This window comes from Vicingus serpentipes (assembly GCF_007993035.1).
Lineage (GTDB): Bacteria > Bacteroidota > Bacteroidia > Flavobacteriales_E > Vicingaceae > Vicingus > Vicingus serpentipes.
In genome coordinates this window covers 105,610-122,208 of record NZ_VOOS01000003.1, presented here as the reverse complement: position 1 = coordinate 122,208, position 16,599 = coordinate 105,610, and the positions used below count along the sequence as shown (strand labels likewise).

The window sequence follows — 16,599 nt, the reverse complement described above, 5'->3', positions numbered from 1 at the left end:
ATTCTTCTTATTTATTTGTAATCTTATTTTAATAACTCAAATATTCCAGCAGCACCCTGTCCAGCTCCAACACACATGGTAACCATACCATATTTTTGGTCTCTTCTTCTCATTTCATTAAATAATTGAACCGAAAGTTTTGCTCCTGTACATCCTAATGGATGACCAAGTGCAATGGCTCCACCATTAACATTTACGATATCTGGATTTAAGTTTAATTCTTTTAATACCGCAACAGATTGAGATGCAAATGCTTCATTTAATTCAATTTGTTGAATATCATTTATAGACATTCCCGCTTGTTTTAATACAGCTGGAATTGCTTTTACAGGTCCTATTCCCATTATTCTTGGTTCAACACCAACAGCGGCATAACTAACTAGTCTCGCAATTGGTTCCAACCCTAATTCTTTCACTCTTTTTTCACTCATTACCATAACAAAAGCAGCTCCATCAGAAGTTTGAGATGAATTACCCGCTGTTACACTTCCACCTTGAGCAAATACTGGTCTTAGTTTTTGTAAACCTTCTAAATTTGTTCCTTTTCTTGGTCCTTCGTCCGTATCAACTACATAAGATTTAGTAGCTTTTTTACCATCTTTACCAATAAATATCTCTTCAACTTCTATTGGAACTATATCTTCTTTAAATCGTCCATTCTCAATTGCATCTAATGCTTTTAATTGCGATTTCAAGGCAAATTCATCTTGTAAATCTCTGGTTACACCAAATTGATTTGCGACTGCTTCGGCTGTCAAACCCATTCCCCAATACCAATCTGGATTATTTTTTGCCACATCTGCATTTGGAACAATCCTCCAACCACCAAATGGTATCGGACTCATTGTTTCAACACCTCCCGCAATAATACAATCTGCCATTCCTGCATTAATTTTTGCTGCTGCAATTGCTATTGTTTCTAACCCTGAAGAACAATATCTATTAACTGTCATTCCTGGAACTTGATCGGTATTTAAACCCATCAAAGAAATCATTCTACCAATATTCAAACCTTGCTCAGCTTCTGGTGTTGCATTACCTACAATCACATCATCAATTGTTTCCTTATCTAAATTTGGAATACTATCTACAAGATGTTTAATTACTTTAGCTCCTAAATCATCTGGTCTCATAAAACGGAATAAACCTCTTGGTGCTTTACCAACTGCCGACCTGAAACCTGCTACTATATATGCGTCCATTATTGTAATTTTTTAAAGTGTTATTAGTTTCTTAAAACTTTACCTGTTGTAATTATGCTTTGTAACCTTTCAAGCGTTAATTTTTCTGTACATAATTCTAGAAATGCTTTTCTTTCCATATCTAATAAATATTGTTCAGTTACTTCTGTTGGTGCAGACAAATCTCCTCCACACAATACATAACCTAATTTTTCAGATATCAACTGATCATGCTCAGAGATATAATTTCCTGATTTCATAGAATGTGCTCCAACATAAACAATCCCTAAACCTTCTTTACCAAGCACCTTAATGTCTTTTCTTTTAACTGGCATTGTATAACCTTTGTTTGAAAGATTTAATGCAGCTTGTTTTGCATAACTTAATTGATGAGCTCTACTTACTATTACTTCATCAATTCCTTCTCTTAAGTAACCTAATTCAAAAGCTTCTTTTCCTGAAGTTGCTACTTGTGCCTGACCAACTGTTAAGAAACGATTTCTCAACACATTTAATCTTATTCCATCTCCATATTCATCAGAAGCTCTTAAAGCAAATTCTTTTGTTCCACCACCTCCAGGTATAACTCCAACTCCAAATTCAACTAAGCCCATATAAGTTTCTGCATGCGCAATAACTTTATCAGCATGTAAACACATTTCGCAACCACCACCTAAAGCTAAATTATGCGGAGCAACAACTACAGGGATTGAAGAATAACGAACTCTCATCATCGTATTTTGGAACGCACGAATCGCGAAATCTAATTCATCATATTCTTGCTCTACAGCCATCATAAATATCATTCCTACATTAGCTCCTGCAGAGAAGTTATCTCCATCATTAGAAATCACTAATCCTTTGTACTCTTTTTCAGCCATATCTATGGCTTTATTAATTCCTTCTAGAACTTCACCTCCAATTGTGTTCATCTTAGTATGGAATTCTAGATTGATAATTCCATCTCCTAAATCTACAATAGTAGTACCTGAATTTTTCCAAAGCGTTTTTTCAGCTCTTATTACTTCTAACGATAATAAGTTTTCTGAACCTGGAATAACTTGATAACTTTTACTTGGAATATCATAAAAATACTTTATTCCATTTTCTACTTTATAAAAAGAAGGACATCCTGCAGCAATCATTTCTTTAACCCAAGCGTTTGGTTGTAATCCTGCTTCTTCCATTTTAGCAATGGTTTTTTCCACTCCTAAAGCATCCCATGTGGTAAATGGACCTAATTGCCATCCGAAACCTGCACTTAACGCATCATCTATTTTATATAAAGCATCTGTAATTTCTGGAATACGGTTTGAAACATAATTGAACAATCCATAAAAAGATTTACGATAAAACTCTCCGGCTTTATCTTGCCCTTTTACTAATGCTGCGGTTCTTGTTTTTAAATCATCAATCGTTTTTGCCATCTCTAATGTGGCAAATTTCACTTTTGATTTTTTTCTATATTCTAATGTATTTAGGTCTAGCGTCAAAATTTCGCTTGAACCATCATCTCCTTTTACTTTTTTAAAGAACCCTTGTTTAGACTTAGAACCTAACCAATTGTTCTCTACCATTTTAGTAATGTAAGATGGAATTGTAAATGTTGAATTTGCTTCATCATTAGGACAATTATCTTTTACTCCGTTTGCTACATGAACTAAGGTATCTAAACCAACCACATCACAAGTACGGAATGTTGCAGATTTAGGACGACCAATAACTGGTCCTGTCATTTTATCAACTTCCTCAACAGTTAAACCCATTTCGGAAACTGTATGAAACAATGACATAATAGAATACACTCCAATTCTGTTGGCAATAAATGCAGGAGTATCTTTACAAACCACAGTAGTTTTACCTAAAAAGCGTTGCCCGTAATCTTCTAAAAATTCGATTACCGCTGAATCAGTTTTAGGCGTTGGAATTAACTCTAATAATTTTAAATAACGTGGAGGGTTAAAAAAGTGTGTTCCGCAGAAATGCTTTTGGAAATCTTCACTTCTTCCTTCTGTCATTAAATGAATAGGAATACCAGATGTATTTGAAGTAATTAATGTTCCTGGCTTTCTATATTTTTCAACATTTGTAAAAACTTGTTGTTTAATATCTAAACGCTCAATTACCACTTCAATAACCCAATCACAATCAGCAATTTTTGGTAAATCATCATCAAAATTTCCAGTTGTAATTCTACTTATATAGCTTTTACTATAAATTGGAGAAGGATTAGATTTTAAAGCAAATTGCAAAGCATCGTTTACAATTTTGTTTCGCTCAGCAGGATTATTTGATTCTGTAGCTTCTTTAGGAACAATGTCCAACAGAAGCACTTCTACTCCAACATTTGCAAAATGACAGGCAATTCTTGAGCCCATAACGCCGGAACCTAAAACGGCTACTTTATTAATTTTTCTGTTCATTATTTAGTTCGTTTAGTTCTTTATATTGTTCAACTACTTTATTAATGTCGTTCATAACATCATAAAACACGCTTAATTTTGTTTGAGGAATTTCTTGATGGATTAAATCATTAAATCCAGAAACTACTTTTTTTGCTATTTTTCTTTTTTCAACTCCTTCGGGAGTTAAAAAGATACGTACCATACGCCCATCTTTATCGTCTTTTTTTCGGTAAATCAAGTTTTTTTCTTCGAGCGATTTTAATATTCTACTCAAACTTGTTGCTTCCATACCCATTGCTGGAGCAATGCTTGTAGATGGTGTACCTTCTTTTGCAATACTTAACAATAAAAAACCCGTAGCTTGAGAAGTTTCGTGCTTTTGCGCAACCTGATTATACATTTTAAAAATGGAATGCCAGGCCGATTTTATTTCGTAATCTATGGTGTTTTTATTCATTATACTATGCTTGCACAACAAATATAACAAAATATATTATGCTTGCATAATATAGGTAGAAAATATTTTTTCTCCTTAGTTAAAAAGACTTGACTTTATCAAAAAAATACTCGAACTTCGTTTAACAACAGTTTTAAGAAACATTTAAACGTTTCCAAGAACAGCGTTGTGCGTCATTAGACCAACCAAGAAACTAAATTGAAAATTTACACTTTATTGACATAATTTTACAATTGAAAGTATCTAAATGAAATAGTTGGTTATAAGTTTAGAAAAAAATAAAATGAATAAATTTTTAACCTTTATGAATTTGTCTATAATAATTTCATTTACTACGCTTCTATTGGCTTGTAATGGACAAGTAAAATCTCAAATTTCTAAACCTAATGCAAATAGTCTTGAAGTTGCAATAGACACAAGTCTTTGGTTAAAAGAAACTCGTGGTATTCGTGACATTTTAGAAGACAGCAAAGGAAACCTTTGGTTTTCAAGTCCAAACTATGTAGCAAAGTTTGATGGAAAAGCATTGTATTATTTTTCCGAAAATGATGGATTAAATATTGTTGGCAATCTTCATAAAGACATAAATGGAACAATTTGGATAGAAGATGGCTTCAAAATTTTCCGATACAATGGCAAACGATTTATAGAAGAGAAATTTGACAACAACTTAGTCTCAAATGGGAATCAAAATGGTATTTGGTTTCAACGAGGTTTAAGCCCAACCGGTTCTTTATATGTAGAGCCAGGGATTTATAATTTGAATAGTAATAACACTCAGTTTATTCCATTCCCATTAAAAAAAGATGATAACAATAAATACCTATACTATCCAACTACTAAAGCCTATATTGGAAAGGATAGTACTATTTGGGTCGGAACCATGGAGAAGGTTTTTGGACTAAAAAACAACTCTTTTATTACAATTGGTCGTGAGGAGATGGGAAGACAAAATGATGAACGCCAAATAGGAATTCGGGGGATTTTTGTTGATAGTGAAGGAAAACTATGGATTGCTGACAATGGAGCCGGCATATTTGTATATGATGGAAATGAGACTATAAATTTTACAAAGAGACATAATTTAGATGAGGGAGATAATGATGAAAACACACTTCATAGAGCCTTTTCAATAGCAGAAGATTCTTTGGGTAATATGTGGTTCGGTACAGTTTATTCAGGCATATGGAAGTACAACCCAAACACGAATGAGTTTAAGAATTACACAAAAGAAGACGGTGTGAAGAGTGATAATATTTGGACTATTTACAAAACGAAAAAGAATGAACTGCTTTTTGCAGGCGAATCTCCAGCTGCCGTTTATAAATTTAATGGAAAAGCATTTGACCGAATATATTAAAAACGAACGCACAACAAGGGCTATACGTAATGCGGGTTTTCTGCTAAACGAAAGGTCAGTGCTATTAATGAAGTCCGCCAATACTTTATTTTGGTATTTAAAGTGAATAAATTAAAAACAAAATATAAACTCTTGGCTACGTGCAGATTTGAAAACTCCGCTTTTCAAATCCCGCACTACGCATAGCCGGGTCGTTAAACGAAACTACCTCCTATTCCCCTTAAAATTATTTGAATTTCGTTTTTGGTTGCTTGCTTTTGGCTTATCATTTCTTGGTCTTCTTGGTCCTCTTTCTTGTTTTGGAGGCGATGGTATATTTTCTAAATCGAAACCAGGAACAGTTTCACTTTGCAGCTTATGTCCTAATAGTTTTTCGATATCTCTAACATATTCATACTCTTCAAAATCTATTAACGAAATAGCTTCTCCACTTGCTCCAGCTCTTCCTGTTCGCCCGATACGATGAACATAATCTTCTGGTATATTTGGTAATTCATAGTTAATTACATGAGGCAATAATGGTATATCTAAACCACGAGCAGCAATATCGGTAGCAACTAAAACACTTGCTTTTCCACTTTTAAAATCGGCCAACGCTTTTGTTCTTGCATTTTGCGTTTTATTACCATGAATGGCAGCAGATGAAATACCTGCTTTCACCAATTTTTCACTTAGCTTGTTCGCTCCATGTTTGGTTCTGGTAAAAATTAACACTTGCTTCCAGTTTCCTTCAGAAATTAGTTTTATTACTAACTCTGTTTTTCTACCTCTATCCACTTTATACCCACGCTGATTTACTTTTTCAGCAGTCGTATTTTCTGGTTCAGCCTCAACTAAAACTGGATTATGCAATATAGTATTTGCCAGTTTTTTTATGTCTTTTGAAAAAGTAGCTGAAAACAATAAGTTTTGTCTTTTGTTGGGTAACAATGCCATTATTTTTTTAATGTCATGTAAAAATCCCATATCCAACATACGATCAGCTTCATCTAACACTAAAATCTCAATATTAGCTAAAGAAATTTCTCCTTGATTGTGTAAATCTAATAAACGACCTGGTGTGGCTACCAATAAATCTAACCCTCCTTTTATAGCTCGTATTTGCGGGTTTTGATTTACCCCACCAAATATTACTGCCGAACGAAAATCGATAAACTCACTGTATTCTCTTACATTTTCATAAATCTGAGCAGCCAATTCTCTTGTTGGTGTTAGCACCAATGCTCTTATTGGTCTTCGGTGTAATTGTTTAGTTTGTGATAAAATTTGTAAAATAGGCAAGGTAAACCCTGCTGTTTTTCCTGTTCCTGTTTGAGCCGAAGCCAAAACGTCTCTTCCTTCTAAAACTAATGGTATTGCTTTTTGTTGTATTGTTGAAGGCTTAGTATAACCTTTTTTGCTTACAGCTTTTAATAAAGGAGCTGATAACCCTAATGAGTCAAATGACATATAATCTTTTTATGAAATGAGATTATTTGTTAATGTCATTTCGAAATGAAATGCAAAGGTACTTCTAATTTAATTAGGGATTAGTTAAAATCTGAACACTACCCTTTCGGATTTGCATACATTTTTATATCTGCAGCTGTAATTACTTTATCACAAAGAATGATTAAACGCTCTACAATGTTTCTTAACTCTCTAATATTACCAGTCCAATCTACTTTTTTCAATTCTTCTAAGGCAGCCTTATCAAACTCCTTAATCGCTGTACCGTGGTCTTGGCATAATTGCTCTAAAAAGTAATTTGCTAAAATTGGAACATCATCTTTTCTCTCGTTTAATGAAGGTACATGAATCAAAATAACCCCCAAACGATGATATAAATCTTCTCTAAAATTATTTTCAGCGATTTCTTTTACTAAGTCTTTATTCGTTGCAGCTAACACACGAACATTAACAGAAATTTCTTTTTCTCCACCAACTCTAGTAATTCTACTTTCTTGTAAAGCACGTAAAACTTTTGCTTGCGCAGAAAGACTCATATCGCCTATTTCATCCAGAAAAAGAGTCCCTCCTTCGGCTTGTTCAAAACAACCTTTACGCTGTTTAATAGCTGAAGTAAAAGCACCTTTTTCGTGCCCAAATAATTCACTCTCTATAAGTTCTGAAGGAATTGCTGCACAGTTTACCTCAACAAAAGGGGCTTTACTTCTTTCTGATTGTTCATGTAAGCTTCTAGCCACCAATTCTTTCCCTGTTCCATTCCCTCCTGTAATTAAAACTCTTGCATCACTTGGTGCAACTTTAGCAATCATTTCTTTTACATGTTTTACCCCTTCAGAATCTCCAATTATTTGGGTTTGACCTTTCCCTCCACTTACTTTTCTTCGTAATTTTTTGGTTTCCTGAACCAACTCTTTTCTATCTATAGCATTACGAACCGTTACTAATAAACGATTTAAATCTAAAGGTTTAGCAATAAAATCATAAGCTCCTTTTTTCAAAGCTTCAACCGCGGTCTCTATCGTACCATGACCAGAAATCATAACGATAGGAGTATCAATACCTAAATCAACAGCCTTTTCCAAGACCTCTAATCCATCCATTATTGGCATTTTAATATCGCACATTATTAAATCATATTTTCCTGATTTAATTTTCTCCAATCCACTCGGACCATCTTCTGCCTCATCAACCTTAAATTTTTCGTACTCTAAAATTTCTTTTAATGTATTTCTAATTGGTCTTTCATCATCTATTATTAATATGCTAGCCATAATATTTTAATTTTATCCTTTATAGAAAAGCCATTTCCAAAGCTCTTTATAATTTACTTTTTTACCATACATTAATATCCCTGTTCGATATATTTTACCTGCCATCCACGTTGTTCCCACAAACCCTAATACAAGTAACACCATAGAAAGTATTAATTCCCATGCATCAACACCAAAAGGGATTCTCACCATCATTATTATAGGTGAAGTTAACGGAAATATTGACAACCAAAAAGCCATTGCTCCATCAGGGTTTTCAATAACAGTCTGTGCTACTACAAACGAGAAAATTAATGGAATAGTTACTGGCATCATAAATTGTTGAGTATCGGCTTCACTATCTACAGCAGATCCAATAGCTGCTAATAATGCTGCGTATAAAAGATATCCTCCTAAGAAATAAAACAAAAATGAAAACAGCATTTGAAATATTGGTATTTCATCGATTATTGATTCAAACTGAGTCAACATTTTTTGCTTATCAAGTTGAATGTTTTGTCCTTGCATTGCTTCTTCAATTCCAGGAGGAGTTGATGACATATCGATAGATTGGTTAAGAGCAACCTGAGCAACCGTTACAATTGTTCCTGTTAAAACCATCCATAAAATAAATTGGGTTAAACCAACTAATGCAATTCCTAAAATTTTACCCATCATTAACTGAAAAGGCTTCACTGAAGAAATAATAATCTCTACTATTCTGCTCGTTTTCTCTTCGATTACTCCTCGCATTACCTGTATACCATACATAAATACAAAGAAGTAAATCATTACAGCTCCAGCTAACCCCAAAACACTACTTATAGTTGAACTTTTAGATTCTTCACTACCTGTAATATCTCTATATATAGTTTTTACTGTAATACTAGATTTTGATTCTTCTAACTGATCTTTAGTTATGTTGAACTTATTTTTAAGCTCTATACTATTAATTGCTGATTCTATTGTGTTTTCAATTTGTTTTATTGTTGAAACACCAGGTTGTTTTTTATAAAACATTTCAACTTCAGCATTTTTATCAAGTGAATTGATATACAAAATTGAAGTATATTTTGTCTCGTAAAAATCTTCTTTTGCTTTTTCAATACTTATAAATTGATGGTCAAACTTTAAAGTCTCTGTACTTTCAAATTGATTAATAAACTGTCCTGTTTCATCAATTACCTCAACAATTTGAACATCTTTATCTTTTAATGCCAACCACGCTGGGACTATCATTAGTGCTGCCATTAGCAATGGTCCAACTAGGGTCATCACCAAAAAGGAAGTTTTCTTAACTCTAGTTAGGTATTCTCTTTTTATAATTAATGCTATTTTATTCATCATCTCCTCCTTCTTCTAATGATTCGGGCATTACTTCTTGAACTTTTTGAATAAAAATTTCATTCATACTTGGCGTATGCTCATTTACAGAAATAATTTTTACCTGACTAACCAATGCTCCAATTAAAGAATTTACACTAGCATTTGGTGATGTTCCCTTAACCTCAACTCTACTTTTACCATTTTCTGTAGAAGATTTTAAAATCTCAAACCCCGTCCAAAGTGCTGTTGAAAATGCAATCATATTTCCTACAAAAACTATTTCGTATGTATTTGATCTGTATTGATGTCTAATTTCATCAACATTCCCATCCAAAATCTTTCTTGATTTATTTATCAATGCTATGCTATCACAAATCTCTTCAACCGACTCCATATTGTGCGTAGAAAAAATAATCGTACTACCATTTTCTCTTAATTCTAAAATCTCTTTCTTTATTAAGTTTGTATTTATTGGGTCAAAGCCACTAAATGGTTCATCTAAAATTAACAATTTAGGTTCGTGCAAAACAGTTGTAATAAACTGAACCTTTTGAGCCATTCCTTTAGATAATTCTTCCACTTTTTTATCCCACCAAGGAGCAATATCAAATTTTTCAAACCAATTCTGAAGCTTTACTTTCGCTTCATTTTTAGCCATCCCTTTTAACTGAGCTAAATACAAAGCCTGCTCCCCCACTTTCATTTTTTTATACAAACCTCTTTCCTCTGGCAAATAACCAATTTGAGAAATATGTTTTGGAGATAGTTTTTCTTTTTCAAAAAACACTTCTCCTTTATCAGGAGCAGTAATTTGATTGATTATTCGAATTAACGATGTTTTACCAGCCCCATTTGGACCTAACAATCCAAAAATACTTTGCTCGGGAATATGTATAGAAACATTATGCAAGGCTTTGTGGCTTGCATAACTTTTATACACTCTTTTTACATGTAACAAATCCATATAACAAATTTAATTGTTTCTAAACAGATATAAAATCAAATTACATAAGCGGCAAAAAAAAAGGTTGCTCAATTAATGAACAACCTTTTTTAAATATAACTTATAATATTATCTGTTTGAAATCTCTTTAAATGCTCTTAAATTTTCTCCAGTATAAACCTGACGTGGTCTTCCAATTGGCTCTGAATTTAATCTCATTTCAATCCATTGAGCAATCCAACCTGGTAAACGACCTACAGCAAACATTACTGTAAACATTTCAGTTGGAATACCTAATGCTCTATAAATAATCCCTGAATAGAAATCAACATTTGGATATAAATTTCTTGCTTTAAAATATTCATCTTCTAAAGCAGCTTTTTCTAATGTTTTAGCAATATCTAATACTGGATCATTAACTCCTAAAGCAGCAAGAACATCATCAGCAGCTTTCTTAATAATTTTAGCTCTTGGATCGAAGTTTTTATAAACTCTGTGTCCAAAGCCCATTAATCTAAATGGATCATCCTTATCTTTTGCTTTTGCAATAAACTTCTCAACATCACCACCATCAGCTTTAATAGCTTCTAGCATTTCAATTACTGCTTGATTAGCTCCACCATGTAATGGCCCCCACAACGCAGAAACACCTGCAGAAATAGAAGCAAATAAACCTGCATGAGAAGAACCTACAACTCTAACCGTAGAAGTTGAACAGTTTTGCTCATGGTCAGCATGTAAAATCAATAATTTATCTAATGCATCAACAACAACTGGGTTTACTTTATATTCCTCAGTAGGAATAGCAAACATCATCGTTAAAAAGTTTTCTACGTATCCTTTAGAATTATCATAGTAATTCATTGGAAATCCTTCTCTTTTTCTGTGCACCCATGTAGAAAGCACAGAAAACTTAGCTATTGTTTTACAAACTGCATTATATATTGCTTCTTGACTATCTACATCAACCGGCTTAGGATTAAAAGCAGTTAAAGCACTTGTTAATGAAGATAAAATACCCATTGGGTGAGCATTTTTAGGAAAGCCATCAATAATGTCTTTCATTTCCTCATTTACTAATGTATGTTTTCTGATGTCATCTTCAAATTTCTCTAACTGAGTTTTAGTTGGTAATTCACCAAAAATAACAGCATAAGAAACTTCAATAAAACTAGCTTTTTCAGCTAAATCTTCAATTGAATATCCTCTATATCTTAAAATTCCTTTTTCACCATCTAAAAAAGTAATACTACTTTGACAAGAACCAGTATTTTTGAAACCTTGATCAATAGTAATATAACCTGTTGCTCCTCTAAGCTTAGTTATATCTATCGCTTTTTCATTTTCTGTTCCTTCGATAACAGGAAACTCATAGGTTTGCCCGTTCAATTCTAATTTTGCAACTTCTGACATATAAATAGGTTTTATTAATTTTCTCACTCTGAGTCTTGCGAATTTACCCAACGAAAAATTAATTTGCAAACGAATTAACTCTAATTATATCAAATAAATTAAAATTATTTTTTATTGTTCTTTTTTGGATAAAAACAAACAAAAAATCCCCATCAAATGATGAGGATTTTTTTATACTATTTGATTAATTTTTTATTTCAAAAACTTCAAATCTCTACCTAAATATCTAGCTGAAGAACCTAATGATTCTTCAATTCTTAACAATTGATTGTATTTCGCCATTCTATCTGAGCGAGAAGCTGATCCAGTTTTAATTTGCCCAGTATTTAAAGCTACCGCTAAATCAGCAATTGTTGTATCTTCAGTTTCTCCAGAACGATGGCTCATTACTGAAGTAAAAGAAGCTCTATTTGCCATATCAACAGCATTGATTGTTTCTGTTAAAGTTCCAATTTGGTTTACTTTAATTAAAATAGAGTTTGCTGATTTTTCTTCAATACCTCTTGCCAATCTTTTAGTATTGGTTACAAATAAATCGTCTCCAACTAATTGTACTTTATTACCAATAGCTGCGGTTAATTGATTCCATCCATTCCAGTCATCTTCATCTAATCCATCTTCAATTGATAAAATAGGGTATTTTTTTGTCCAATCTGACCAATAACTCACCATCTCTGAAGATGTTAATTTATCTCCTGTTGATTGGTGGAAATGATAAACTTTTTCTTCTGCATTATAAAACTCTGAGCTTGCCGCATCCATAGCAATATACATATCGTCACCAGGTTTGTAACCAGCTTTTTCAATTGCCATTAAAACTGTTTCAATCGCTTCTTCATTTGACCCTAAGTTTGGAGCAAAACCTCCTTCATCCCCAACATTTGTTGAATGACCTTTTGATTTTAATACTTCTTTTAAATGGTGAAAAACTTCTGTTCCCATTCTTAACCCTTCTCCAAATGAACGAGCTCCAACTGGCATAACCATAAACTCTTGAAAATCGATGCTATTATCAGCATGAGAACCTCCATTTAAAATATTCATCATTGGTATAGGCAATGTATTCGCATTTACTCCACCAACATAACTATACAAAGGAACTCCAGTTTCTTCAGATGCTGCCTTAGCTACCGCAAGAGAAACTCCTAAAATAGCATTTGCACCTAAATTACTTTTGTTTTCAGACCCGTCTAATGCAATCATTGCATTATCAATAGCTGTTTGGTCTAAAACATAAGCACCTTGTAACTCCTCATTTAAAACCGTGTTAATATTGTTTACAGCTTTTAAAACACCCTTCCCCATATAAACTCCAGCATCACCATCTCTAAGTTCTACTGCTTCATGTTTACCAGTAGATGCTCCTGAAGGAACAGCTGCTCTTCCTAACACACCATTTTGTGTTATTACATCTACCTCAACAGTAGGATTACCTCTTGAATCTAAAATTTGTCTTGCATGAATTTGCGCTATGTAACTCATCTTTTTCTTTTTTAGGCTTTAAGCCAATTGATATTATTGTTTATAAAAAAAGTCCGGCACATGTGCACCGGACTTTATATTCCTAGAATTTTTATTTTTTTTCTCGAACTAGAACCTCATCAATCATTCCGTATTCTTTAGCTTCTTGAGCAATCATCCAATAATCTCTGTCACTATCTTTCCAAACCGTGTCATAATCTTTACCTGAGTGTTTAGAGATAATATCATACAATTCTTTCTTTAACTTTTGAATTTCTCTAGCTGTAATTTCGATATCTGATGCTTGCCCTTGAGCTCCTCCTAATGGCTGATGAATCATTACTCTTGAGTGAGGCAAAGCTGTTCTTTTACCTTCTGCTCCAGCACATAATAAAACTGCACCCATAGAAGCTGCCATACCTGTACAAATAGTAGCTACATCTGGAGCTATATATTGCATTGTATCGTAAATTCCTAAACCTGCATAAACACCACCCCCCGGTGAGTTTAAGTAAATTTGAATATCTTTTTTTGCATCAACAGACTCCAAAAACAACAATTGAGCTTGTATTATGTTAGCTACATAATCATTAATTCCTGTTCCTAAAAAAATGATTCTATCCATCATTAATCTAGAGAACACATCCATAGAAGCAACATTCATTTGACGTTCCTCTATAATAGTTGGCGAAATATAATCAGCATGAATTGATGCATATTTATCGTAAGCAGTACTACTAATACCTCTGTGTTTAGTAGCATATTTTCTGAACTCGTCTTTATCAAACATCTTTAAGTTAGTTTTAAATTTATATGTAAAAAAGAAGTGGCTAATTTAAAACTTTATCACCTAAAAAAAAGTTAAAAAGATGATAACTTCTCAACATTTATAAACTAATCAAACATTTCAAACTCAACCCTTCGATTTAGAGCTCTACCTTCTGGATTATCCGTATTATCAATATTAACATTAGGAGCAATTGGATTACTAGCCCCAAAACCTTTATATTTAAGCCTACTTCTATCAACCCCTTTTTTCAACATATAGTTATATACTTTCATTGCTCTTCTTGTTGAAAGAAGCTCATTATAGTTTTTCGAACCTTTTGAATCTGTATATCCTTTTATTAAAAATTTTATTTGGGGATACTTGACCATTATATTATAAACCAAATCTAATTCACGTTTTGATAAACTATCAACTGCAAATTGATTATAATCAAACAAAATCACTATCGGTTTTTCGTTAGAAAACTCTAACCCTCCTATAGAACTACTTAACTCTTCTTGTGTATTTATTTCATTTAATAAAATTGACTTGTGTCTTAAATAATCTATATCGATTTTTTTCCCTTGAACATATGAATTTAAAGCATATCTAAATTCCTCATCATTTTTATAAAGAAATGAGATTTCAGCATATTTTGGAAAAATAAATTTTAATTTTTCATCTTTACTTAGAAGGGAAACCAAAGAATCTTCAGTTATATAAAACTTAACATCCACAAATCTTTCAACTGATGAATTCGATGAATCTCGTACAAATTTTGAATAATTTTCTTTTGAATACAATTGTTTTAAAGTATCATTAGAACTTAATGCATTATCAATATCATTAAAAGCATTGTGTGTAATTATTTCTTGCCCAATAATATTACCTTCAGAATCTCTTAAATATACATGATGAATTTCTTGATACAGCTGATAATATTCAAGTTGTTCTGGCACAACAAATGTTTTTTTATAAGGCGCAAAACCTTCTGTTTCAACATACATTTCATATGTTTTTCCGTGTTCAACCAAAAGCAGGTATTCTCCAGTTTGTTCTTTAGAATTTTGAACTGAACTTATAGAAGTTTCTACCTCTTTCATCTCTATTTTAGATTTAGCTGGCACCAATGAATCTCCCTGTAAAACCAATCCAGCTAATTCAGCTAAAGGATTTCTTTCATCAGCAAAAGTTAAACGATATAAATCCATTCCACCTAACCCTTCAGGCCTTTCTGAAGAATAATAACCTCTATTGTATTTTGGAGTCATTATAAAAAATGCATCATTATAAGGAGTATTTACTGGACTTCCCATATTTATTGGTGCACTCCACTCCCCATTTTTCTTTATTGACTTAAAAATATCATACCCCCCCATACTAGAATGACCTTTAGATGAGAAATATATAATATTGTTATCGGGACTGACATATGAAATATCTTCATCGTCTTGAGTATTTATTTTAGGCCCTAAATTTTTCATTTCAGACCAATTGCCATTGCTATCTATTTTAGAAACATAAATATCCATCTTTCCAAAACCACCTTCTTTTTCACTAGTAATATACATCGTTTTTTCATCGAGAGTTATATATACAGAAGGCTCAAAAAAATCGGTGCTAAAATCGGCTAACTTAATTGGCTCATCCCATGTTGAATCAGTTTTCTGAGCAGTCCAAACATCAGAATCTCTATAAAAATATAACTTATTACCATCATTTGAAATTTGAATACTTGCATTATGATTTTCTCCATTAATTATTTCTGGCAATTTTTCTGGTATTGAGTATTCAAATTCTGTTTTCAAATTAAAGAACCCTGCTTCAGATTTATTTTTAGAAATTTCACTTAAACTACCTTTAAGTAATTCAGAAGAGTAAATATTTTCATAATAATCACCATCGTCTGATATTGCTGATATATTCCCTTCGGGTCTTCTTGTTGTAAATATTAATTCCTTCTCATCTAATGATATTGCAGGAGCATATTCTTGATATTTAGAATTAATATTCTCTCCTAAATTTTCAACTAAAACATTTCGTGGAGAAACCATCATTGATTTACCATAATTACAATAAGAAATTATATTCTCTGCTTCTGTTTTAAAATTAAAATAAGTTTCTTCATCTATATTTCTATTACTTAATTCCGTTTCTAACTTAGATAGAAACCCATTTAGTGTTTCAATAGATTTATCAAACTGATAATTTTTATGATACAGACTACCTAAATAAAAATATGCTACTGTAATTACTGAATCAGATTCAACGGTATAATCTTCTAGATATTTAATTCCTTTTACTTGATTATGGTTAGCTATATAAAAACATGCCCCTATTCTAAAATTGTCATTATCCTCCAACAAATTAGAGTCTAATAAGAGGTATTGATCGAGAGCTTCTTGATATTGACCTTTATTAAAAAACTTTCCTGCTTGTTTTGAAGACTGAGATACTCCATTTAAAGCTGAAAAAAAAATAAAAAAACTAACGATTAAGAATTTATGCATTCACTATATACTAATTACGTAAATTTAGTTTTTTTCATGAAACAAAAAAAGCCTTACATTTCTGTAAGGCTTTTT

The 16,599-nt window shown here is 32.4% G+C and carries 12 protein-coding genes; 1 reads left to right on the top strand and 11 read right to left on the bottom strand.

The annotated features are described in order from the left end of the window. Positions 1–23 precede the first annotated feature (23 nt). Genes FRY74_RS06995 through FRY74_RS06985 form a run of 3 tightly spaced genes read right to left on the bottom strand, consistent with a single transcriptional unit; the run spans position 24 to position 4,043 of the window. Positions 24–1,205, bottom strand: coding sequence for an acetyl-CoA C-acyltransferase (locus FRY74_RS06995; protein WP_223265854.1), 1,182 nt, complete (start codon positions 1,203–1,205; stop codon positions 24–26). 20 nt (positions 1,206–1,225) lie between these two features. Beyond that, positions 1,226–3,604 (bottom strand): 3-hydroxyacyl-CoA dehydrogenase/enoyl-CoA hydratase family protein, encoded by a 2,379-nt coding sequence (locus FRY74_RS06990; RefSeq protein WP_189765255.1) that lies wholly within the window; start codon positions 3,602–3,604, stop codon positions 1,226–1,228. Then, positions 3,588–4,043, bottom strand: coding sequence for a MarR family winged helix-turn-helix transcriptional regulator (locus FRY74_RS06985; protein WP_147099953.1), 456 nt, complete (start codon positions 4,041–4,043; stop codon positions 3,588–3,590). The genes FRY74_RS06990 and FRY74_RS06985 overlap by 17 nt, the downstream gene beginning before the upstream one ends. Positions 4,044–4,326: 283 nt before the next feature. Here FRY74_RS06985 and FRY74_RS06980 point away from each other — a divergent pair, with 283 nt between their 5' ends. Then, entirely contained in the window at positions 4,327–5,403 is a 1,077-nt protein-coding gene (locus tag FRY74_RS06980) for a ligand-binding sensor domain-containing protein (RefSeq protein ID WP_147099951.1), read from the top strand. Positions 5,404–5,607: 204 nt separating this feature from the next. Here FRY74_RS06980 and FRY74_RS06975 read toward each other — a convergent pair whose 3' ends face one another. The 8 genes from FRY74_RS06975 to FRY74_RS06940 form a co-directional block, all read right to left on the bottom strand. Next, on the bottom strand, positions 5,608–6,852 hold the full coding sequence (locus FRY74_RS06975; RefSeq protein WP_147099950.1) for a DEAD/DEAH box helicase: 1,245 nt from the start codon (positions 6,850–6,852) through the stop codon (positions 5,608–5,610). A 98-nt stretch (positions 6,853–6,950) separates the two neighbouring features. After that, a complete protein-coding gene (locus FRY74_RS06970) occupies positions 6,951–8,123 on the bottom strand; it encodes a sigma-54-dependent transcriptional regulator (RefSeq protein WP_147099948.1) in 1,173 nt (390 codons plus the stop codon). A 12-nt stretch (positions 8,124–8,135) separates the two neighbouring features. Next, positions 8,136–9,449: an ABC transporter permease gene (locus FRY74_RS06965; RefSeq protein WP_223265844.1), complete on the bottom strand. Its 1,314-nt coding sequence runs from the start codon at positions 9,447–9,449 to the stop codon at positions 8,136–8,138. Further along, positions 9,439–10,392: an ABC transporter ATP-binding protein gene (locus FRY74_RS06960; protein ID WP_147099944.1), complete on the bottom strand. Its 954-nt coding sequence runs from the start codon at positions 10,390–10,392 to the stop codon at positions 9,439–9,441. The genes FRY74_RS06965 and FRY74_RS06960 overlap by 11 nt, the downstream gene beginning before the upstream one ends. 108 nt (positions 10,393–10,500) lie before the next feature. Next, positions 10,501–11,784: a citrate synthase gene (locus tag FRY74_RS06955; RefSeq protein ID WP_147099942.1), complete on the bottom strand. Its 1,284-nt coding sequence runs from the start codon at positions 11,782–11,784 to the stop codon at positions 10,501–10,503. A 192-nt stretch (positions 11,785–11,976) separates the two neighbouring features. Then, on the bottom strand, positions 11,977–13,266 hold the full coding sequence (eno, locus tag FRY74_RS06950) for a phosphopyruvate hydratase (RefSeq protein WP_147099940.1): 1,290 nt from the start codon (positions 13,264–13,266) through the stop codon (positions 11,977–11,979). A 91-nt stretch (positions 13,267–13,357) separates the two neighbouring features. Continuing rightward, the gene (gene clpP, locus FRY74_RS06945) at positions 13,358–14,035 is read right to left on the bottom strand and encodes an ATP-dependent Clp endopeptidase proteolytic subunit ClpP (protein ID WP_147099938.1); all 678 of its coding nucleotides are present in this window, start codon (positions 14,033–14,035) and stop codon (positions 13,358–13,360) included. Between the two features lie 104 nt (positions 14,036–14,139). After that, positions 14,140–16,524 carry an OmpA family protein gene (locus tag FRY74_RS06940; RefSeq protein WP_147099936.1) on the bottom strand — a complete coding sequence of 795 codons (2,385 nt, stop codon included), beginning with the start codon at positions 16,522–16,524 and terminating at the stop codon, positions 14,140–14,142. Positions 16,525–16,599 lie beyond the last annotated feature (75 nt).